This is a genomic window from Truepera sp. (assembly GCA_032027045.1).
Lineage (GTDB): Bacteria > Deinococcota > Deinococci > Deinococcales > Trueperaceae > JAAYYF01.
In genome coordinates this window covers 1,542,730-1,556,361 of the sequence record JAVSMU010000001.1, presented here as the reverse complement: position 1 = coordinate 1,556,361, position 13,632 = coordinate 1,542,730, and the positions used below count along the sequence as shown (strand labels likewise).

Here is a 13,632-nt window from a genome sequence, read left to right as displayed (position 1 = left end):
GTGAGCCCCATGTTCCGGAAGATCCTGATAGCCAACCGGGGCGAGATCGCGCTGCGAGTGCTTCGCGCCGCGCGTGAACTCGGTGTGCAGACGGTCGTGGCCTATTCCAAGGCCGACGAGAACTCGCTGCCCGTGCTGTTGGCCGACGAGTCGATTTGCATCGGTCCTGCTCCCGCCGCCGAGAGCTACCTGAACGTCCGGAACCTCCTCGCCGCGGCACTGGTGAGCGGTGCGGAGGCCATTCACCCCGGCTACGGCTTCCTCGCCGAGAACGCCGAGTTCGCCGCCATGTGCGAGGAGCACGGCCTGACCTTCATCGGGCCGCGCCCCGAGACCATCGCGCGGATAGGTGACAAGGCCGCCGCTCGCGCGCTGGCCGCGGCAGTAGGCGTGCCCATCACACCCGGCAGCGAGCCGCTACGCGACCTGGCGGAGGCCACCAGCTTCGCCGACGAGATCGGGTTCCCGCTCATACTCAAGGCGTCCGCCGGCGGTGGCGGCCGCGGCATGCGTGTGGTGCATAGTCACTCCGACCTCGAGCGGCAGTTCGTCAACGCCCAGGAAGAGGCGCGCGCCGCATTCGGCAACCCCGAGCTGTACATGGAGAAGTACCTGGAGGAGCCGAAGCACATCGAGATCCAGGTCTTCGGCGACGGCAAGGGTGACGTCGTGCACCTGTTCGAGCGCGACTGCTCCATCCAGCGCCGCTACCAGAAGATGCTCGAGGAGGCCCCCAGCGGACTCGACCCCGAGCTGCGCGCCAACATCGCCGCGGCCGCCGTCAACCTCGCCAAGCACATCGAGTACCGCGGCGCCGGCACCTGCGAGTTCCTCGTCGACCGGCAGGGAGGCTACTACTTCTCCGAGATGAACACGCGCATCCAGGTGGAGCATCCGGTGACCGAGATGATCACTCGCACCGACCTGGTGCAAGAGCAGATCCGCGTGGCCGCCGGCTTGGGCATGCAGCTGAAGCAGTCGGAGTTGGAGGTGAGCGGTCACGCCATCGAGGTGCGGGTGAACGCCGAGGACCCCGACCACGACTTCAGGCCCAGCGCGGGCGTCATCACGGACGTGCACTGGCCTGGCGGTCCCGGCATCCGCGTCGACTCGCACGTCTACGCCGGCTACAGGATACCGCCCACGTACGACAGTCTCATCGCCAAGATAATCGCCTGGGCCCCGAGCCGGCAGGAGGCCATCGCGCGCATGGACCGCGCCCTCAAGGAGACCGTCATCGAGGGCGTCAAGACGACCGTGCCCTTCCACCTCAAGGTCTTGGACAACGCCTTCTTCAGGCGCGGAGCCGTGTACACCAACTTCATCGTGCGTAGGATGACCCCATGAACGAATCCTCCGATCTCGCCATCTCGGCCGACGTCCTGATGAACATCACCCAGTTGGCCGTCGAGCAGGTCGACGGCGTGCGGCCGACGCTGCCGCCCGCCCGGGTGGGTGAGATCCTCGGGGGGAGGCGCGCGCGTGGCATAGTCATCGAGCGAGACGGCGACGACGTATGGGTGGACCTCTCGCTCGCCGTCGACTACGGCGTGGAGATACCCAAGGTGGCGGCGGCGGCGCAGTCGGCGGTGCGTGAGGCGATCGCCTCCATGACGGGGCTGGTGGTGCGCAGCGTGAACGTTGCCGTGGAGAGCGTCGAGTTGCCGGAAGAGGACGCCACGCGTGGGTAGACGCCAGGCGCGGGAGCTGGCGTTTCGAACCCTGTTCCAGTCCGAGCGCGGCGCCGAGCCGCTGCTGGACGTCTGGCGCAGCGTCAGGGCGGAGCAGGCCGAGGTTGTCGAGGACGCGGACGACGCCGTCTACGGCGACGCCCTCGACGTTACCGACCTCGAGTTCGCGGGGGGCTTGCTGAAGTCCTTCGACGCCCACCGCGAGGAGCTGAACGCCGAACTGGCCGCCGCCATCACGGGCTGGTCGTTCGGTCAGATGTCGCAGACCGACCTCAACGTGTTGCGCATAGCGCTCACCGAGATGCGCCACGGCACGGAACCGCCCGAGGTAGCGATCGAGATGGCCGTCAGGTTGGCGAAGAAGTTCGGCGGCGACGAGTCTGGGCGGTTCGTGAACGGGGTGTTGGCGAAGCTCCTACGTGAACAGCGAGGCGCGATGGGCGTGGATCCCCGCGAACCCGAACCGGTGCGCGAGCCCGAGGACGGCGATGCCCCGAGCTCCTGAGGCCGTGAGGCTCGACGGCAAGGTCGTGTCGGCGGCCCTCGTGGAGCGCATGCGGGACGAGGTGGCGGCGCTCACCTTCGTGCCGCAGCTCGTCTTCGTGCGGGTAGGCGACGACCCGGCCAGCGCTTACTACGTCCGCTCGAAGGAGCGGCTGGCGGGCCGCGTGGGCATGCGCTCGAGAACCGTGGTGCTGCCCGAGGGGACCACCACCGCAGACGTGCTCGAACTGGTGCACGGACTCAACGAGGATGCAGACGTGGACGGCATCCTGGTGCAACTCCCCGTTCCCGGCGTGGAGGCCCCGAAGGTCTTGGCGGCCATCGACCCGGGCAAGGACGTCGACGGGCTTCACCCGATGAACGTCGGGAAGCTCTGGTCGCAGGGCACCGGCCTCGCCCCCGCCACGCCCCTGGGAGTGCTGGCGTTGATCGACCATTACGGGGTGCCGGTGGCCGGTAGGGAGGCGGTGGTGGTGGGCCGCTCGAACCTCGTCGGCAAGCCGTTGGCGGCCCTCTTACTCGCGCGCAACGCAACGGTGACGCTGGCGCACTCGCGCACCCAGGACCTGGGCGCAGTCACGCGCCGCGCCGACGTTCTGGTCGCGGCGGTCGGCAGTCCGCGCCTCATCACTCCCGAGATGGTCAAGCCGGGGGCCGCCGTCTTCGACGTCGGCCTGACACGAGAGGAGGAGGGCATCGCCGGCGACGTGCACCCGGACGTGGCCCGCGTGGCGGGCTACCTGACGCCGATGCCAGGCGGCACGGGGCTCATGACCGTGGTCATGGTGATAGCCAACACGATCAAGGCGGCACGCGAAAGGCGCGCGGGGTGACCGGCGTGCTCGGCAACCTTCCGCTCTGGTCGGCCATCGTGGCGACCATCGTGGCGCAGGTGCTCAAGGTCGGCCTGGTACTCATCACCGAGCGGCGCTGGGCCCCCGAGCGGCTGCTCGATACGGGCGGCATGCCGTCCTCTCACACCGCGTCGGTGGCCGCGCTCGCCACCAGCGTGGGGGTGCTGTACGGCTGGGGCAGCCCGACCTTCGCCCTAGCCTTGGTGTTCGGCTCCATCGTGATGTACGACGCCACGGGCATCAGGCGCGCCGCGGGGCAACAGGCGGAGGCCATCAACGAGCTCGTGAGGGAGTTGGGGCACCTGTTCGACGCCCGCTTCCAGCCGAAGGCGCTCAAGACGCTCCTCGGTCATACCTACCCCCAGGTGCTGGCGGGCGCCATCATCGGGGTGGTAACCGCGCTGCTCATGGTCCTCTGAACGCTCTAGCGGAGGCGCCGTCCTGGCGACGACCGCGCTCCTCACCTGGCCGGCATCAGCCGCGGCCAGTGCTGCCCTGGCGGCGTCCAGGGTGGCGCCGGTGGTCATCACGTCGTCGATCAGCAACACCCTTTTCCCGGCCAGGTGGCGCGAGCGGAACGCGCCCACCAGCGCGGCGCCGCGGGCCGCGCGGCCCAGCCCGGCCAGCTTCTTCGTCGCCCGCACGCGCTCGAGGGCCGGGGCGTGCGGCGTTCCAAGGGCCAGGGCCGCCGCCACGGCCAGTAGCTCTGCCTGGTCGTAACCCCGACCGCGGCGCCGCGAGTCGGTCGTCGGCACGTGAACCACGAGTTGTGGACTCCAGCCCGCCGCTGCAACGCGCTCGGCCAGCAACGGGCCCAGGAAGCCCGCTAAGTTCCGTGCCCCGCCGTACTTGAGGGCGTGAACCAGGCGGCGCCACACGCCCGCGTAGGGCCCGAGCCACAGCGTCTCGGTCGCGCCCGGCGCAAGGCTCCCTACGGCCGCGGCGATGGCCTCCATGCAGGCCGGGCAGACCCCGACGAGGCCGCCTGGGCGTTCCTGGCAGGCGCTACAGGGCGCCAGGTTGGCCAGGAGCGTCGGGAGCAGGCGGAGGGCGTGGGCATACCATGCGTGAGGGGCCCGGCTTCCGAGCCCGGCCGAGTCCTGGGCGGCCGGCGGCGGCCGAGGCCCCACGCGCTGGACCGGCGCGACGCGTGACGAGCGGGCGCGTGGGCGGGTCATGAGGCAGCCTAGCGGCAGCGGTAGTGGAGCTGGCCAGGCGCTGGGCCGTAGTCGCACGAGCCTGGGGCTTCGCCTAGGGGCTTACGCCGAGCGGTCGGCCAGGTCGCCCAGGAGCCCGGCTACGCGGGAAGCCGCGGCCTGGTCGGGAAGCCGTGCGAGCCACGCGCGCACCCCTTCCAGGCCCCGAGCGGCGCGCTCCTCGGCCACGCGCTGCGCGTGGTCCAGCGACCCACGCTCCCTCATCAGCTGGAGCACCTCGTCCATCTCGGCCGCCGTCTTGGCGCCCCTGGGGCGGGCGAGCAGCCGGATGACGCGCCGGCGTTCGGTGGGCCGCAGGTTCGCGAGCAGGTGAGCGAGGATCAGCGTGCGCTTGCCCTCGTAGAGGTCGCCGGCCACCTCCTTGCCATAGCCCTCGCCGGGGCCCAGGTTGAGGATGTCGTCACGGATCTGGAACGCCACCCCCAGGTCCACCGCCGCGCTCTCCAGTGCCGCCGGTGGCGTCGCTCCGGCGCAGTAAGCCCCGAGCCGCAGGGGGGCCACCACCGTGTAGTAGGCGGTCTTGAGCGTGACCATCTGGAGATACTCGCTCTCCGTGACGTCGAACCTGCCGGCGCTCACCCAGGCGAGGTCGAGGTGTTGGCCGGCAGCGGTGGCGAGGAGCATGTCTGTGAACTCGTCGAGCGCCGCCCGCTTGTCGACGGGCGGCGCGTCGGGAAGGGCCGACAGCCGGCGCCACATGAGCATGTGCATGGCGTCGCCGACGTTGAGGGCCACCGGCACGCCCACCTGCTTATGCAGCGCGGGTAGGCCCCGCCGCTCCTCGGAGTCGTCCTCGATGTCGTCGTGCACCAAGACCCAGTTCTGGAAGAGTTCGATGGCCTCGGCGAGGATCATGGCCGCACCGCCATTCGCGGCCCCGTTGGCGCGCGCCGACCACACCAGCAACTGGCCCCTCAACGTCTTGCCCGGTCTGGTGGGGTAATCGCGCATCAGCTGCGCGAAGCGCGCCAACTCGGCTGCGACGCTCTCGTCGACCGCCCGGCCCGGCACGTGGAGGTCGGCCAAGGCCCGGAGAACGCCCTGGCGGATGTCCGTCGCGAGGGTCACGCCGCCGAGTATACGGTGACCCGGGCGGCCAGCGGAGCGGCACGAGAAAGGGGCCCCGGTACTGGCGGGGCCCTAGGAGATGCTACGACCCTAGTGGAACAAGAAGGTCGTCACGATCCAGACGGCGATCAGCATGAGCACCACGAACAGGACCAGGTAAGGCAAGGACGTGGCGTAGGCGGCCAGGATAAGCTTGAAGATCTCCTTCTTGGACAGCTTGCGCTGCGCCGCTAGGTCACCGTTCTTCTGCGCTTCCTCCCCGCTTCCTCCCCCGCGGCTCACCTCGGCGCTCAGCGGTTGATGCAGGCCTTGAAGTGGCCGGGGTTGACTTCCACGAGCGGCGGCACGACCTCCGCGCACTCCTTGGTAGCGATCGGGCAGCGGGTGCGGAACACGCAGCCCGAGGGCGGGTTGATGGGGGAGGGGATGTCGCCCTGGAGGATGATGCGGTCGCGCTTGACCGTAGGGTCCGGGATGGGTACGGCAGACAGCAACGCTTCCGTGTACGGATGGATGGGGTTGGCGTACAGCTCCTTGGCCGGGGCGATCTCCATGATGCGGCCCAAGTACATGACCACGACGTGGTCGCTGATGTACTCGACGACCCCGAGGTCGTGCGCGATGAAGAGGAGCGTGAGGCCGAGCTCGTCCTTCAGGTCCTGGAGCAGGTTCACCACCTGCGCCTGGATCGAGACGTCGAGCGCCGAGACCGGCTCGTCGGCAACGATGAACTGCGGGTCGACGGCGAGCGCCCGCGCGATCCCGATGCGCTGGCGCTGCCCGCCCGAGAACTCGTGCGGGTAGCGGCGCATGTGCGACGGCGACAGGCCGACACGCTCCAGGAGCTGCGCCACGCGCTGCTCGCGGTCCTTGCCGCGGGCCAGGTTGTGGATGGTCATCGCCTCGCCGACGATGTCGCCCACCGACATGCGAGGGTTCAGGCTCGCGAAGGGGTCCTGGAAGATGATCTGCATGCGCTTGCGGTACTCGCGCATCTGCGACTTGCTGAGCTTCGTGATGTCTACCCCGTCGAACAGCACCTCGCCCGCGGTGGGCTCGATGAGGCGCAAGATGGAACGCCCGACGGTGGTCTTGCCGGAGCCGGACTCGCCCACCAGGCCGACGACCTCACCCCGTTGGATCTTGAAGCTCACGTCCTCGATGGCCTTCACGTTGGCAACGACCCGCGAGAAGATGCCGCCCCTGATGGGGAAGTACTTGCGCAGGTTCCTGACATCGAGAAGCGTCTCGGTCTTGGCCGCCGCGGCCGTGTCCTTCTTGTCGTTAGCGTCAGTCATGGTAGTTCCGCCTTGAGGTCAAGTTCCTGCCACCTTACGCAGCGCACCATGTGGCCGCCACCGGTGTCATCGAGTGGCGGGACGGCGACCTTGCACTTGTCGCGCACGAAGCGGCAACGGGGGTGGAAGGCGCAACCCACGGGGAGGTTGAGGGGGTTCGGGACGTTGCCGGGGATCGCGACCAGGCGCTCCTGTTGCAGCACGTGATGGTCCACGCGCGGGATCGAGTTCAGTAGGCCAAGCGTGTAGGGCATCTTCGGGTCGGCGAAGATGTCGTTGACGTGGGCCTCTTCCACGGCGCGACCCGCATACATGACCACGGCGCGGTCGGCGATCTCGGCCACTACGCCCAGGTCGTGAGTGATGAAGAGGATCGACATGCCGATCTCGTCCTGCAGCTTGCGCATGAGGTCGAGGATCTGCGCCTGGATGGTCACGTCGAGGGCCGTGGTCGGCTCGTCGGCGATGAGGAGCTTGGGGCCGCAAGACAGCGCCATGGCGATCATCACGCGCTGGCGCATGCCGCCCGACATCTGGTGCGGGAAGTTCTTGACCCGTTTCCCGGGCTCGGGGATTCCGACCAGCTCGAGCATGTCCGCCGCCAGCTTCATGGCCTCGCGGTAGGACTTGCCCTGGTGGAGCACGATGGCCTCGGCGATCTGGTCGCCCACCGTGTAAACGGGGTTGAGGCTCGTCATCGGCTCCTGGAAGATCATCGAGATGTCGTTGCCGCGGATGCGGCGCATGGCGCGCTCCGACTTGGTGACGATGTCCTCACCCTCGAAGAGGATCTTGCCGCCCGCTATCCTCCCGGGAGGGCTGGCGATCAGGCGCATGATGGAGAGGGACATCACCGACTTGCCGGAGCCGGACTCGCCGACGACGGCCAGGGTCTCGCCCTTGTCGAGGTGGAAACTCACCCCGTCGACGGCCTTGACCGTGCCCTCGTCGGTGTCGAAGTAGGTCTTGAGGTCGACTACCTCAAGGAGCCGATCATTATTGGGCATCTAAGCCCTCCTCACGCGACATTGCGAAGCCGGACCGTGCGGCCTACGGCACGCTATGGATAATCGAGCCAAGCGCACTGTGCATAACTAGCGCAGCGCGCCTCGCAAGATATTCACGGGTCTGTGGAAATACGCTCGCCTAGCCTGGAGCCCCGCTTACCTGCGTTTCTTGGGGTCGAAGGCGTCTCGCAAACCGTCGCCGAGCAGGTTCCAGCATAACACTGCCAGGAGGATGGGGATGCCGGGTATCAGGAGCCACGGCACGAACTGGATGCTGATGCCCCTGGCCGTGGCGTCTCGGAGCAAGAGTCCCCAACTTGCAGTGTCAACCTCGCTCGGCCCGAGGCCCAGGAACGACAGGCCGGTCTCGGCCAAGATGAAGCCGGGGATGGAGAGGGTCAGGTCGACGACCACGTAACTGGCCGTGCTTGGCAGCAGGTGGCGCCACAGGACCCTGGTCTCGCTGGCGCCGAGCGCCTTGGCGGCGGCGGCGTAGTCGAGCTCGCGCGCCGACAGGATGAGGCTGCGGATGATCCGCGCCAGCCCGCCCCAGCCGACGAAGCCGAGCACGACGACGGTCAGGAGGAAGGTCTGCGCCGAGGTCATCTGGAGCCCGAAGGCCTTGGCCAGAGGGTTGTTCGGGTCGCGCAGCAGCGATGCCAACACTATGAGCAAGAAGAGCCCGGGGATGGCCGCGAAGACCTCCACCAGGCGCATGATGATGTCGTCGACCACGCCCCCGTAGAAGCCCGCGATGCCCCCGAGCAGTAGGCCCAGGAAGAAGGCGACCCACACGGCCAGGAGGCCGATGGTGAGGCTCACCTGCCCCCCGTAGAGGACGCGCGAGAACAGGTCCTTGCCCAAGTTGTTCGTGCCCCACAGGAAGATCCTGGCGGGGTCGTCGACGCCGAAGAGCCGGAGGTCCGACTGGAAGAGGCCGAGGATCTTGTAAGGCTGCGACGGCCGGTGCACGAAGAACTTGATGGGGTAGCGCACGTCGGTCACGTCTTCGTAGACCCGCTGCCTCGTGACGGGGTCGCGCGACTCCTTGACGTCGTACACGAACGGGCGGGTGAGCTTGCCCGTCTCGGGGTCGGTCCAGTGGATCTTCGCGGGCGCTCTGAAGGCGGCCGCCGGGCTGCGCCGGTACTCGTTGATGCCGTAGGGCGCAAGGAAACCCGCGAAGATGGCGGTGAGGTACATGAAGACTAGGACCCAGCCGCCGACGAGCGCCGCCTTGTGGCGCCTGAACTGCTCCCAGACGATCTGCCCCTGGCTCTTGCTCTCACGCGTCAGGGGTGCTCCGGCCTGCCGCTCGAAGCTCGCCTCGCTGAGTTGAGCCCCGACCTCGTCGCCGTGAAGTCCGCTCTGCTCGAACGTGGGCGCCTCGTCCTCGGGCCTGATGCGGTCGTCGTCTCTGTCCGTCACGGCAGGCCTCAGCTGTACCGGATCCGCGGGTCGACGGCGGCCAGTAGTATGTCGGAGAGGACGTTACCCAGCATCAAGAGGATGGTCGTCACGACCAGCAGGCCGAGCACGACGTAGATGTCCTGGGAGCTCAGGGCGGTCAGGAACGTCGGCGTGATGCCGGGCCACGACATGACCACCTCGACGAGCCCGGCGCCGCCGACGAGGTTGGGCAGCAACCCGCCGATGCCCGCGACGAAGGGGATGATGGCGGGCCTGAGCGCGTGCTTGTAGGTGACCTTGGTCTTGCTGACGCCCTTCGCGCGGGCGGTACGGATGAAGTCGGACCCGAGGTACTCCACCATCTGTGCGCGCAGGACGCGGGTGAAGCCTGCCATGCCCGACGTGGCCACCACGAACGACGGGATGAGCATGTGCCACATGATGTCCCAGAACTGGCCCCAAGGGGACATCGTGAGGGAGGCACTGCTGGTCATGCCGGCCACGGGGAAGATGAGCTGGTTGTAACCGAACCAGTCCTTGGTCAGGGTCCTCAACAAGAAGAGCCCCAGGATGAGCACCTGGGCGAAGAAGAAGTTGGGGATGGCCAGGCCCACGTACGACAGGGTGCTCACCACCTGATCGCCCACCGAGTACTGCCTGACCGCCGAGTAGACGCCGGCGGGTATCGCGACGGCCCAGAGCATGACGATGGAGAGCATGGCCAGGTACATGCTGTTGCGCATGGGCTTGGCGATGCGGTCCCAGACGGGCTGGTTGGATACGAACGACTGGCCGAGGTTGCCCACGGCCAGGTTCTTCATCCAGGTCACGTACTGCACGTAGACGGGCTTGTCGAGCCCGAACTCGGCGCGCATGCGCTGGATGGTCTCGGGACGCACGTTCGGCTCGAGTTCCTTGGCCTTGAAGAAGTCGCCAGGCACCAGCTGGCTGATCAGGAACATGAGCATCGTCGCCCCGATGAAGGTCGGGATGAGTTGGAAGAGACGTCTGACGAGGTAGACGAACAACGTTAGGCCCCCTGCCCTGAGCGGGCGGTACCACCAGCGGCGTTCACGAGGGCCTCTTGGTGCGCATAAATGGGTTCGTAGTCGAGCATGTCACTGAAGATATGTCTTAGGAAGAGTGGGCGGCGTGTAGCCGCCCACTCTTACCGACGTCGGTTGTGCCTCGGCCTGACTCAGTCGGCCTTGAAGATCATGGGCAGTTCCCAAGCGCCGACGAGTGCGTTGATCTCGTCATCGTGGTGGAAGCCCTTGATGTCGGAGGCCCAGCTGTAGTGAGCCATCGGGCTGACGGCGTACAGGATGGGCATGAGGTCGGCCTCGGTGGCCTGGATCTCGAGGCCCACCTTGCGGGCGGCTTCGGTATCCAGTTCCTCGCGGCCGACGTTGAAGAGCTGGCCCATGAGGGTCTCCTGCGCGGTGAGGCAGCCGCCGCTGGTGTTGTACATGTGCAGGTTCGTGCCGCAAGGGATGACGTTCACGCCGAAGGGCCAGTCGCGCGAGCCGCCGGTGAGGCCGATCAGGATGGCGTCGAACGGGCGGTCATCGCCCTCCGAGAGGAGCTGGTCCACGAGGAGGTTGAAGTCGATGGGCTGGACCTGCACGTCCACGCCGATCTCGCGGGCGCTGTCGGCGAAGATGCCGGCGATCTGCTCGCGGGCCGTGTTACCGGCGTTGGTGGCGAGGATGAAGGAGGCCGTCTTGCCCTCGGCGTTCACCAAGATGCCGTCGGAGTTCTTCTTGTCATAGCCGATCGAGGCCATCAGCTCCGAGGCGGCCTCCGGATCGTAGGGGTACTTCTCGACGTCGTCATTGATCCAGAACGTGTTGATCGGGTAGACGTTGGTGTACATCGGGACGCCCGAGCCGTTGTAAACGAGGTCGATGATCGCGTCGCGGTCCATGACGTGTGCCATTGCGCGGCGGAAGTTCACGTTGCGGAAGAGGGCCTGCTTGTCGGGGTCGGACGCCTTGTTCCAGTTCCAGACGATGAACTGGCTGGAAGCGACCGGGCTCACGGCTTCTAGGACGATGACGTCGATGTCGCCGTTGTTGACGGCCTGGTTGATGACCCCGATGTCGTCGAGGTTGCGCGGGTTGAAGGTGTCGGTCTCGCCGGCGATGTAGAGGTTGAGTGACGTGTCGAGGTCGGCTACCACGGTCATGTTGTAGCCGTCGAGGAAGGGCAGCCTGTTGCCGGCCTCGTCGACGTTCCAGTCACCGAAGTGGGGGTTGCGCTCGAGGATGATGCGCTCGCCGGGTTGGAAGACGGTGGGGATGAAGGCGGTCGACCAGACGGTCTTGGTGACGTCGACGTTGGTGCCCCACAGGGCCTTGACGGCCTCGGCGCCGCCGGTGCGGTAGGCCTCACCGAAGATGGCGTCGGGCACGGGAACCATGGCGGCCACCGGGAAGGCAAGGCGGTCGGGCCGCGGGAAGTGGAAGCGCAAGCCGTTGTCGCCGACCTTCTCGAGGGTGATCGGGTCGTCGTCCATGAACCAACCGTCGTAGCCGTTGGAGCCGACGTCGGGGTCGGTCTCGAGCACGTAACGGATGTAGTAGTCCTGCGTGGTGATGGGGCTGCCGTCGGACCACGTCATGCCGTCGCGCAAGACGATGTCGATCTGCGTGCCTTCGTCGTTAACGGTGTACGACTCGGCGGCGTACGGGAGCCAGTCGTCGGAGTCGGGTCCGCGCATGAGCAGTTGAGCGCCCGTGTTGAACAGGAAGTCGGAGAGTGCCTGCGACTCGGCCGACGTGACGGGGTTGAACGTGCGCGGGTCGCCTACGAAGGCGATCTTCAAGGTGCCGCCATAGACGGCTTCGCCCGGGGCGGCGTTGCTCCAGGCCGCGGGCCACACGAACGGCTCGGCGAACGCGAACGTCGCTATTGCGAGCAGGCTTAGTCCGATGAACAGCTTCTTCATTTCTCCTCCACTCGAGGCGAGCATCAGCGTGGGCGTAAGCCGCTACCGACCCCTACCTTCACGCCTTGGATGACGATGGCCTACGGTAACCCCGAATCGGCAAACCCGCAAGCCGCCACAGACACCAGCAGTGGCCCGGTTCAGCGATCGAGCCCGGCGGCCGGAACGCCGGGTGGGCTATGGACATGTACCCACTTGCCGCGAATCTAGCACCCGGGTTCGCTACCAGTCAACGCGGCCAGGACGGTGTACTCACGGGGTGGGCGTGCCACTGGACAACGTGAATACCGGGTCGGCCACGTGCTTCCCGCCGTGGCGAGAGCGCGGGAGGCCGAGTGAAGCGGGCTTGAGCGCTCGTTAACGAACGCACCGCACTCCTCCGGCCGCGAGGCCGGTAGCCCGGGGCTCGCTCGTCGATAAGGTCAGCGAGGTATCAACCCGAGCAGCAGCGCCAGCACGGCCCAGGCCACCGCCAGGTAGATGGTGGTGCGGTGCAGGCCGCCTGCTGTGCCGCCCAGGCTGGCGCCGAAGTCGCCGCCGCCACCGCCACCCAAGGCGTCGCCGAGGCCCGACTGCTTGGGCTCTTGCATCAGGATCACCGCCGTGATGATCAGCGACACTGCCACGAAGATGATGAACGCTATCCAGAACATTCTTGCCTCCACGTACCGTCCGCGGCCCGCCTGTCGGCCCGCCTGCGTAACTCGTTTGGTGCCGAGAGCGGGAATCGAACCCGCACGGGTCGCCCCGGTTGATTTTGAGTCAACTGCGTCTACCGTTCCGCCATCTCGGCCCGCCGGCGGCCGCATCCAAGGCGGCATACGGACGGTTGAGAATACTACCAGCGACGGCGTGCCTTCGGCAAGAAGAGCCGCCGTTCCAGGCGCTGGCGCCTCCGGTACCCATGGTAGCCTACGCCAGGTATGCACGTGGCCGTCGTGACGTTCCCCGGTTCCAACTGCGTCGAGGACGCCACGTACGCCATCGGCGCCGTGTTGGGCGCCAGCGCCTTCACGGTGTGGCACACGGCCGACACCCTGGAATCCGGCGGCAAGCCCGCGGATGCGGTCGTCATCCCCGGCGGCTTCAGCTACGGCGACTACCTCCGCTGCGGCGCGCTCGCGGCGCACAGCCCGGTCATGAAGGCGGTCACCCGCTTCGCCGAGTCGGGCGGCCCCGTGCTGGGCATCTGCAACGGTTTCCAGGTCCTTACCGAGGCTGGACTGCTGCCCGGCCAGCTCGCCCGTAACGCCGGGTTGCGCTTCATGTGCAAGGACGTCCACCTCGGCGTTGCAAGGACCGACCTCCCTTTCACTCACCGCGCCGCCCCGGGCCAGGTGTTGCGCCTTCCGGTCGCGCACGCCGACGGCCGCTACTACGTCGGCGACCAGGAACTGGCCGAGATCGAGGCTCGGGGGCAGGTCGTGTTCCGCTACGTCGACGAGGCCGGCAACGCCACGCCCGAAGCCAACGTCAACGGCAGCCGCAACTCCATCGCGGGCCTGACCAACGCCCGTGGCAACGTGCTCGGCATGATGCCCCACCCCGAGAGGGCGGTCGAGGCCCTGCTCGGCGGGGAGGACGGCCGCGTGATCCTAGAGTCCTTGCTGAGCGCCTAGTGGCCACCGAGCCG

14 protein-coding genes and 1 tRNA gene are annotated in these 13,632 nt (G+C 67.5%); 6 read left to right on the top strand and 9 right to left on the bottom strand.

Annotated features, from left to right (window positions below; genetic code table 11):
* Positions 1-9: 9 nt before the first annotated feature.
* The 5 genes from accC to ROY82_07135 are packed head-to-tail and all read left to right on the top strand — an operon-like array spanning position 10 to position 3,468.
* Positions 10-1,347: an acetyl-CoA carboxylase biotin carboxylase subunit gene (accC, locus tag ROY82_07155; GenBank protein MDT3682235.1), complete on the top strand. Its 1,338-nt coding sequence runs from the start codon at positions 10-12 to the stop codon at positions 1,345-1,347.
* A complete protein-coding gene (locus ROY82_07150) occupies positions 1,344-1,691 on the top strand; it encodes an Asp23/Gls24 family envelope stress response protein (protein ID MDT3682234.1) in 348 nt (115 codons plus the stop codon). The genes accC and ROY82_07150 overlap by 4 nt, the downstream gene beginning before the upstream one ends.
* Positions 1,684-2,196, top strand: coding sequence for a transcription antitermination factor NusB (nusB, locus tag ROY82_07145; GenBank protein ID MDT3682233.1), 513 nt, complete (start codon positions 1,684-1,686; stop codon positions 2,194-2,196). The genes ROY82_07150 and nusB overlap by 8 nt, the downstream gene beginning before the upstream one ends.
* A complete protein-coding gene (locus ROY82_07140; protein MDT3682232.1) occupies positions 2,180-3,028 on the top strand; it encodes a tetrahydrofolate dehydrogenase/cyclohydrolase catalytic domain-containing protein in 849 nt (282 codons plus the stop codon). The genes nusB and ROY82_07140 overlap by 17 nt, the downstream gene beginning before the upstream one ends.
* Positions 3,029-3,033: 5 nt before the next feature.
* Positions 3,034-3,468 (top strand): divergent PAP2 family protein, encoded by a 435-nt coding sequence (locus tag ROY82_07135; GenBank protein MDT3682231.1) that lies wholly within the window; start codon positions 3,034-3,036, stop codon positions 3,466-3,468.
* An 840-nt stretch (positions 3,469-4,308) separates the two neighbouring features.
* Here the strand turns inward: ROY82_07135 and ROY82_07130 are convergent.
* From ROY82_07130 to ROY82_07090, 9 genes are all read right to left on the bottom strand, one after another.
* Positions 4,309-5,334: a polyprenyl synthetase family protein gene (locus ROY82_07130; GenBank protein ID MDT3682230.1), complete on the bottom strand. Its 1,026-nt coding sequence runs from the start codon at positions 5,332-5,334 to the stop codon at positions 4,309-4,311.
* Positions 5,335-5,424: 90 nt separating this feature from the next.
* Positions 5,425-5,616: a hypothetical protein gene (locus ROY82_07125; protein MDT3682229.1), complete on the bottom strand. Its 192-nt coding sequence runs from the start codon at positions 5,614-5,616 to the stop codon at positions 5,425-5,427.
* 8 nt (positions 5,617-5,624) lie between these two features.
* Positions 5,625-6,632, bottom strand: a complete 1,008-nt coding sequence (locus tag ROY82_07120) for an ATP-binding cassette domain-containing protein (GenBank protein MDT3682228.1) — start codon at positions 6,630-6,632, stop codon at positions 5,625-5,627.
* Positions 6,629-7,639 carry an ABC transporter ATP-binding protein gene (locus ROY82_07115; GenBank protein MDT3682227.1) on the bottom strand — a complete coding sequence of 337 codons (1,011 nt, stop codon included), beginning with the start codon at positions 7,637-7,639 and terminating at the stop codon, positions 6,629-6,631. The genes ROY82_07120 and ROY82_07115 overlap by 4 nt, the downstream gene beginning before the upstream one ends.
* A 156-nt stretch (positions 7,640-7,795) precedes the next feature.
* The gene (locus tag ROY82_07110) at positions 7,796-9,067 is read right to left on the bottom strand and encodes an ABC transporter permease (GenBank protein MDT3682226.1); all 1,272 of its coding nucleotides are present in this window, start codon (positions 9,065-9,067) and stop codon (positions 7,796-7,798) included.
* Between the two features lie 8 nt (positions 9,068-9,075).
* On the bottom strand, positions 9,076-10,077 hold the full coding sequence (locus ROY82_07105) for an ABC transporter permease (GenBank protein MDT3682225.1): 1,002 nt from the start codon (positions 10,075-10,077) through the stop codon (positions 9,076-9,078).
* A gap of 170 nt (positions 10,078-10,247) precedes the next feature.
* The gene (locus ROY82_07100) at positions 10,248-11,999 is read right to left on the bottom strand and encodes an ABC transporter substrate-binding protein (GenBank protein MDT3682224.1); all 1,752 of its coding nucleotides are present in this window, start codon (positions 11,997-11,999) and stop codon (positions 10,248-10,250) included.
* Positions 12,000-12,421: 422 nt separating this feature from the next.
* Positions 12,422-12,652: a preprotein translocase subunit SecG gene (gene secG / locus ROY82_07095; GenBank protein MDT3682223.1), complete on the bottom strand. Its 231-nt coding sequence runs from the start codon at positions 12,650-12,652 to the stop codon at positions 12,422-12,424.
* A gap of 56 nt (positions 12,653-12,708) precedes the next feature.
* Positions 12,709-12,792, bottom strand: a tRNA-Leu gene (locus tag ROY82_07090).
* 130 nt (positions 12,793-12,922) lie between these two features.
* Between ROY82_07090 and purQ the strand changes: the two genes are divergently transcribed.
* On the top strand, positions 12,923-13,618 hold the full coding sequence (purQ, locus tag ROY82_07085; protein MDT3682222.1) for a phosphoribosylformylglycinamidine synthase subunit PurQ: 696 nt from the start codon (positions 12,923-12,925) through the stop codon (positions 13,616-13,618).
* Positions 13,619-13,632 lie beyond the last annotated feature (14 nt).

Coding starts and splice junctions, on each gene's coding strand:
- ROY82_07115 (MDT3682227.1), bottom strand. CDS start 7,639: ATGCCCAATAATGATCGGCTCCTTGAGGTAGTCGACCTCAAGACCTAC.
- ROY82_07150 (MDT3682234.1), top strand. CDS start 1,344: ATGAACGAATCCTCCGATCTCGCCATCTCGGCCGACGTCCTGATGAAC.
- accC (MDT3682235.1), top strand. CDS start 10: ATGTTCCGGAAGATCCTGATAGCCAACCGGGGCGAGATCGCGCTGCGA.
- ROY82_07100 (MDT3682224.1), bottom strand. CDS start 11,999: ATGAAGAAGCTGTTCATCGGACTAAGCCTGCTCGCAATAGCGACGTTC.
- ROY82_07140 (MDT3682232.1), top strand. CDS start 2,180: ATGCCCCGAGCTCCTGAGGCCGTGAGGCTCGACGGCAAGGTCGTGTCG.
- ROY82_07120 (MDT3682228.1), bottom strand. CDS start 6,632: ATGACTGACGCTAACGACAAGAAGGACACGGCCGCGGCGGCCAAGACC.
- secG (MDT3682223.1), bottom strand. CDS start 12,652: ATGTTCTGGATAGCGTTCATCATCTTCGTGGCAGTGTCGCTGATCATC.
- purQ (MDT3682222.1), top strand. CDS start 12,923: ATGCACGTGGCCGTCGTGACGTTCCCCGGTTCCAACTGCGTCGAGGAC.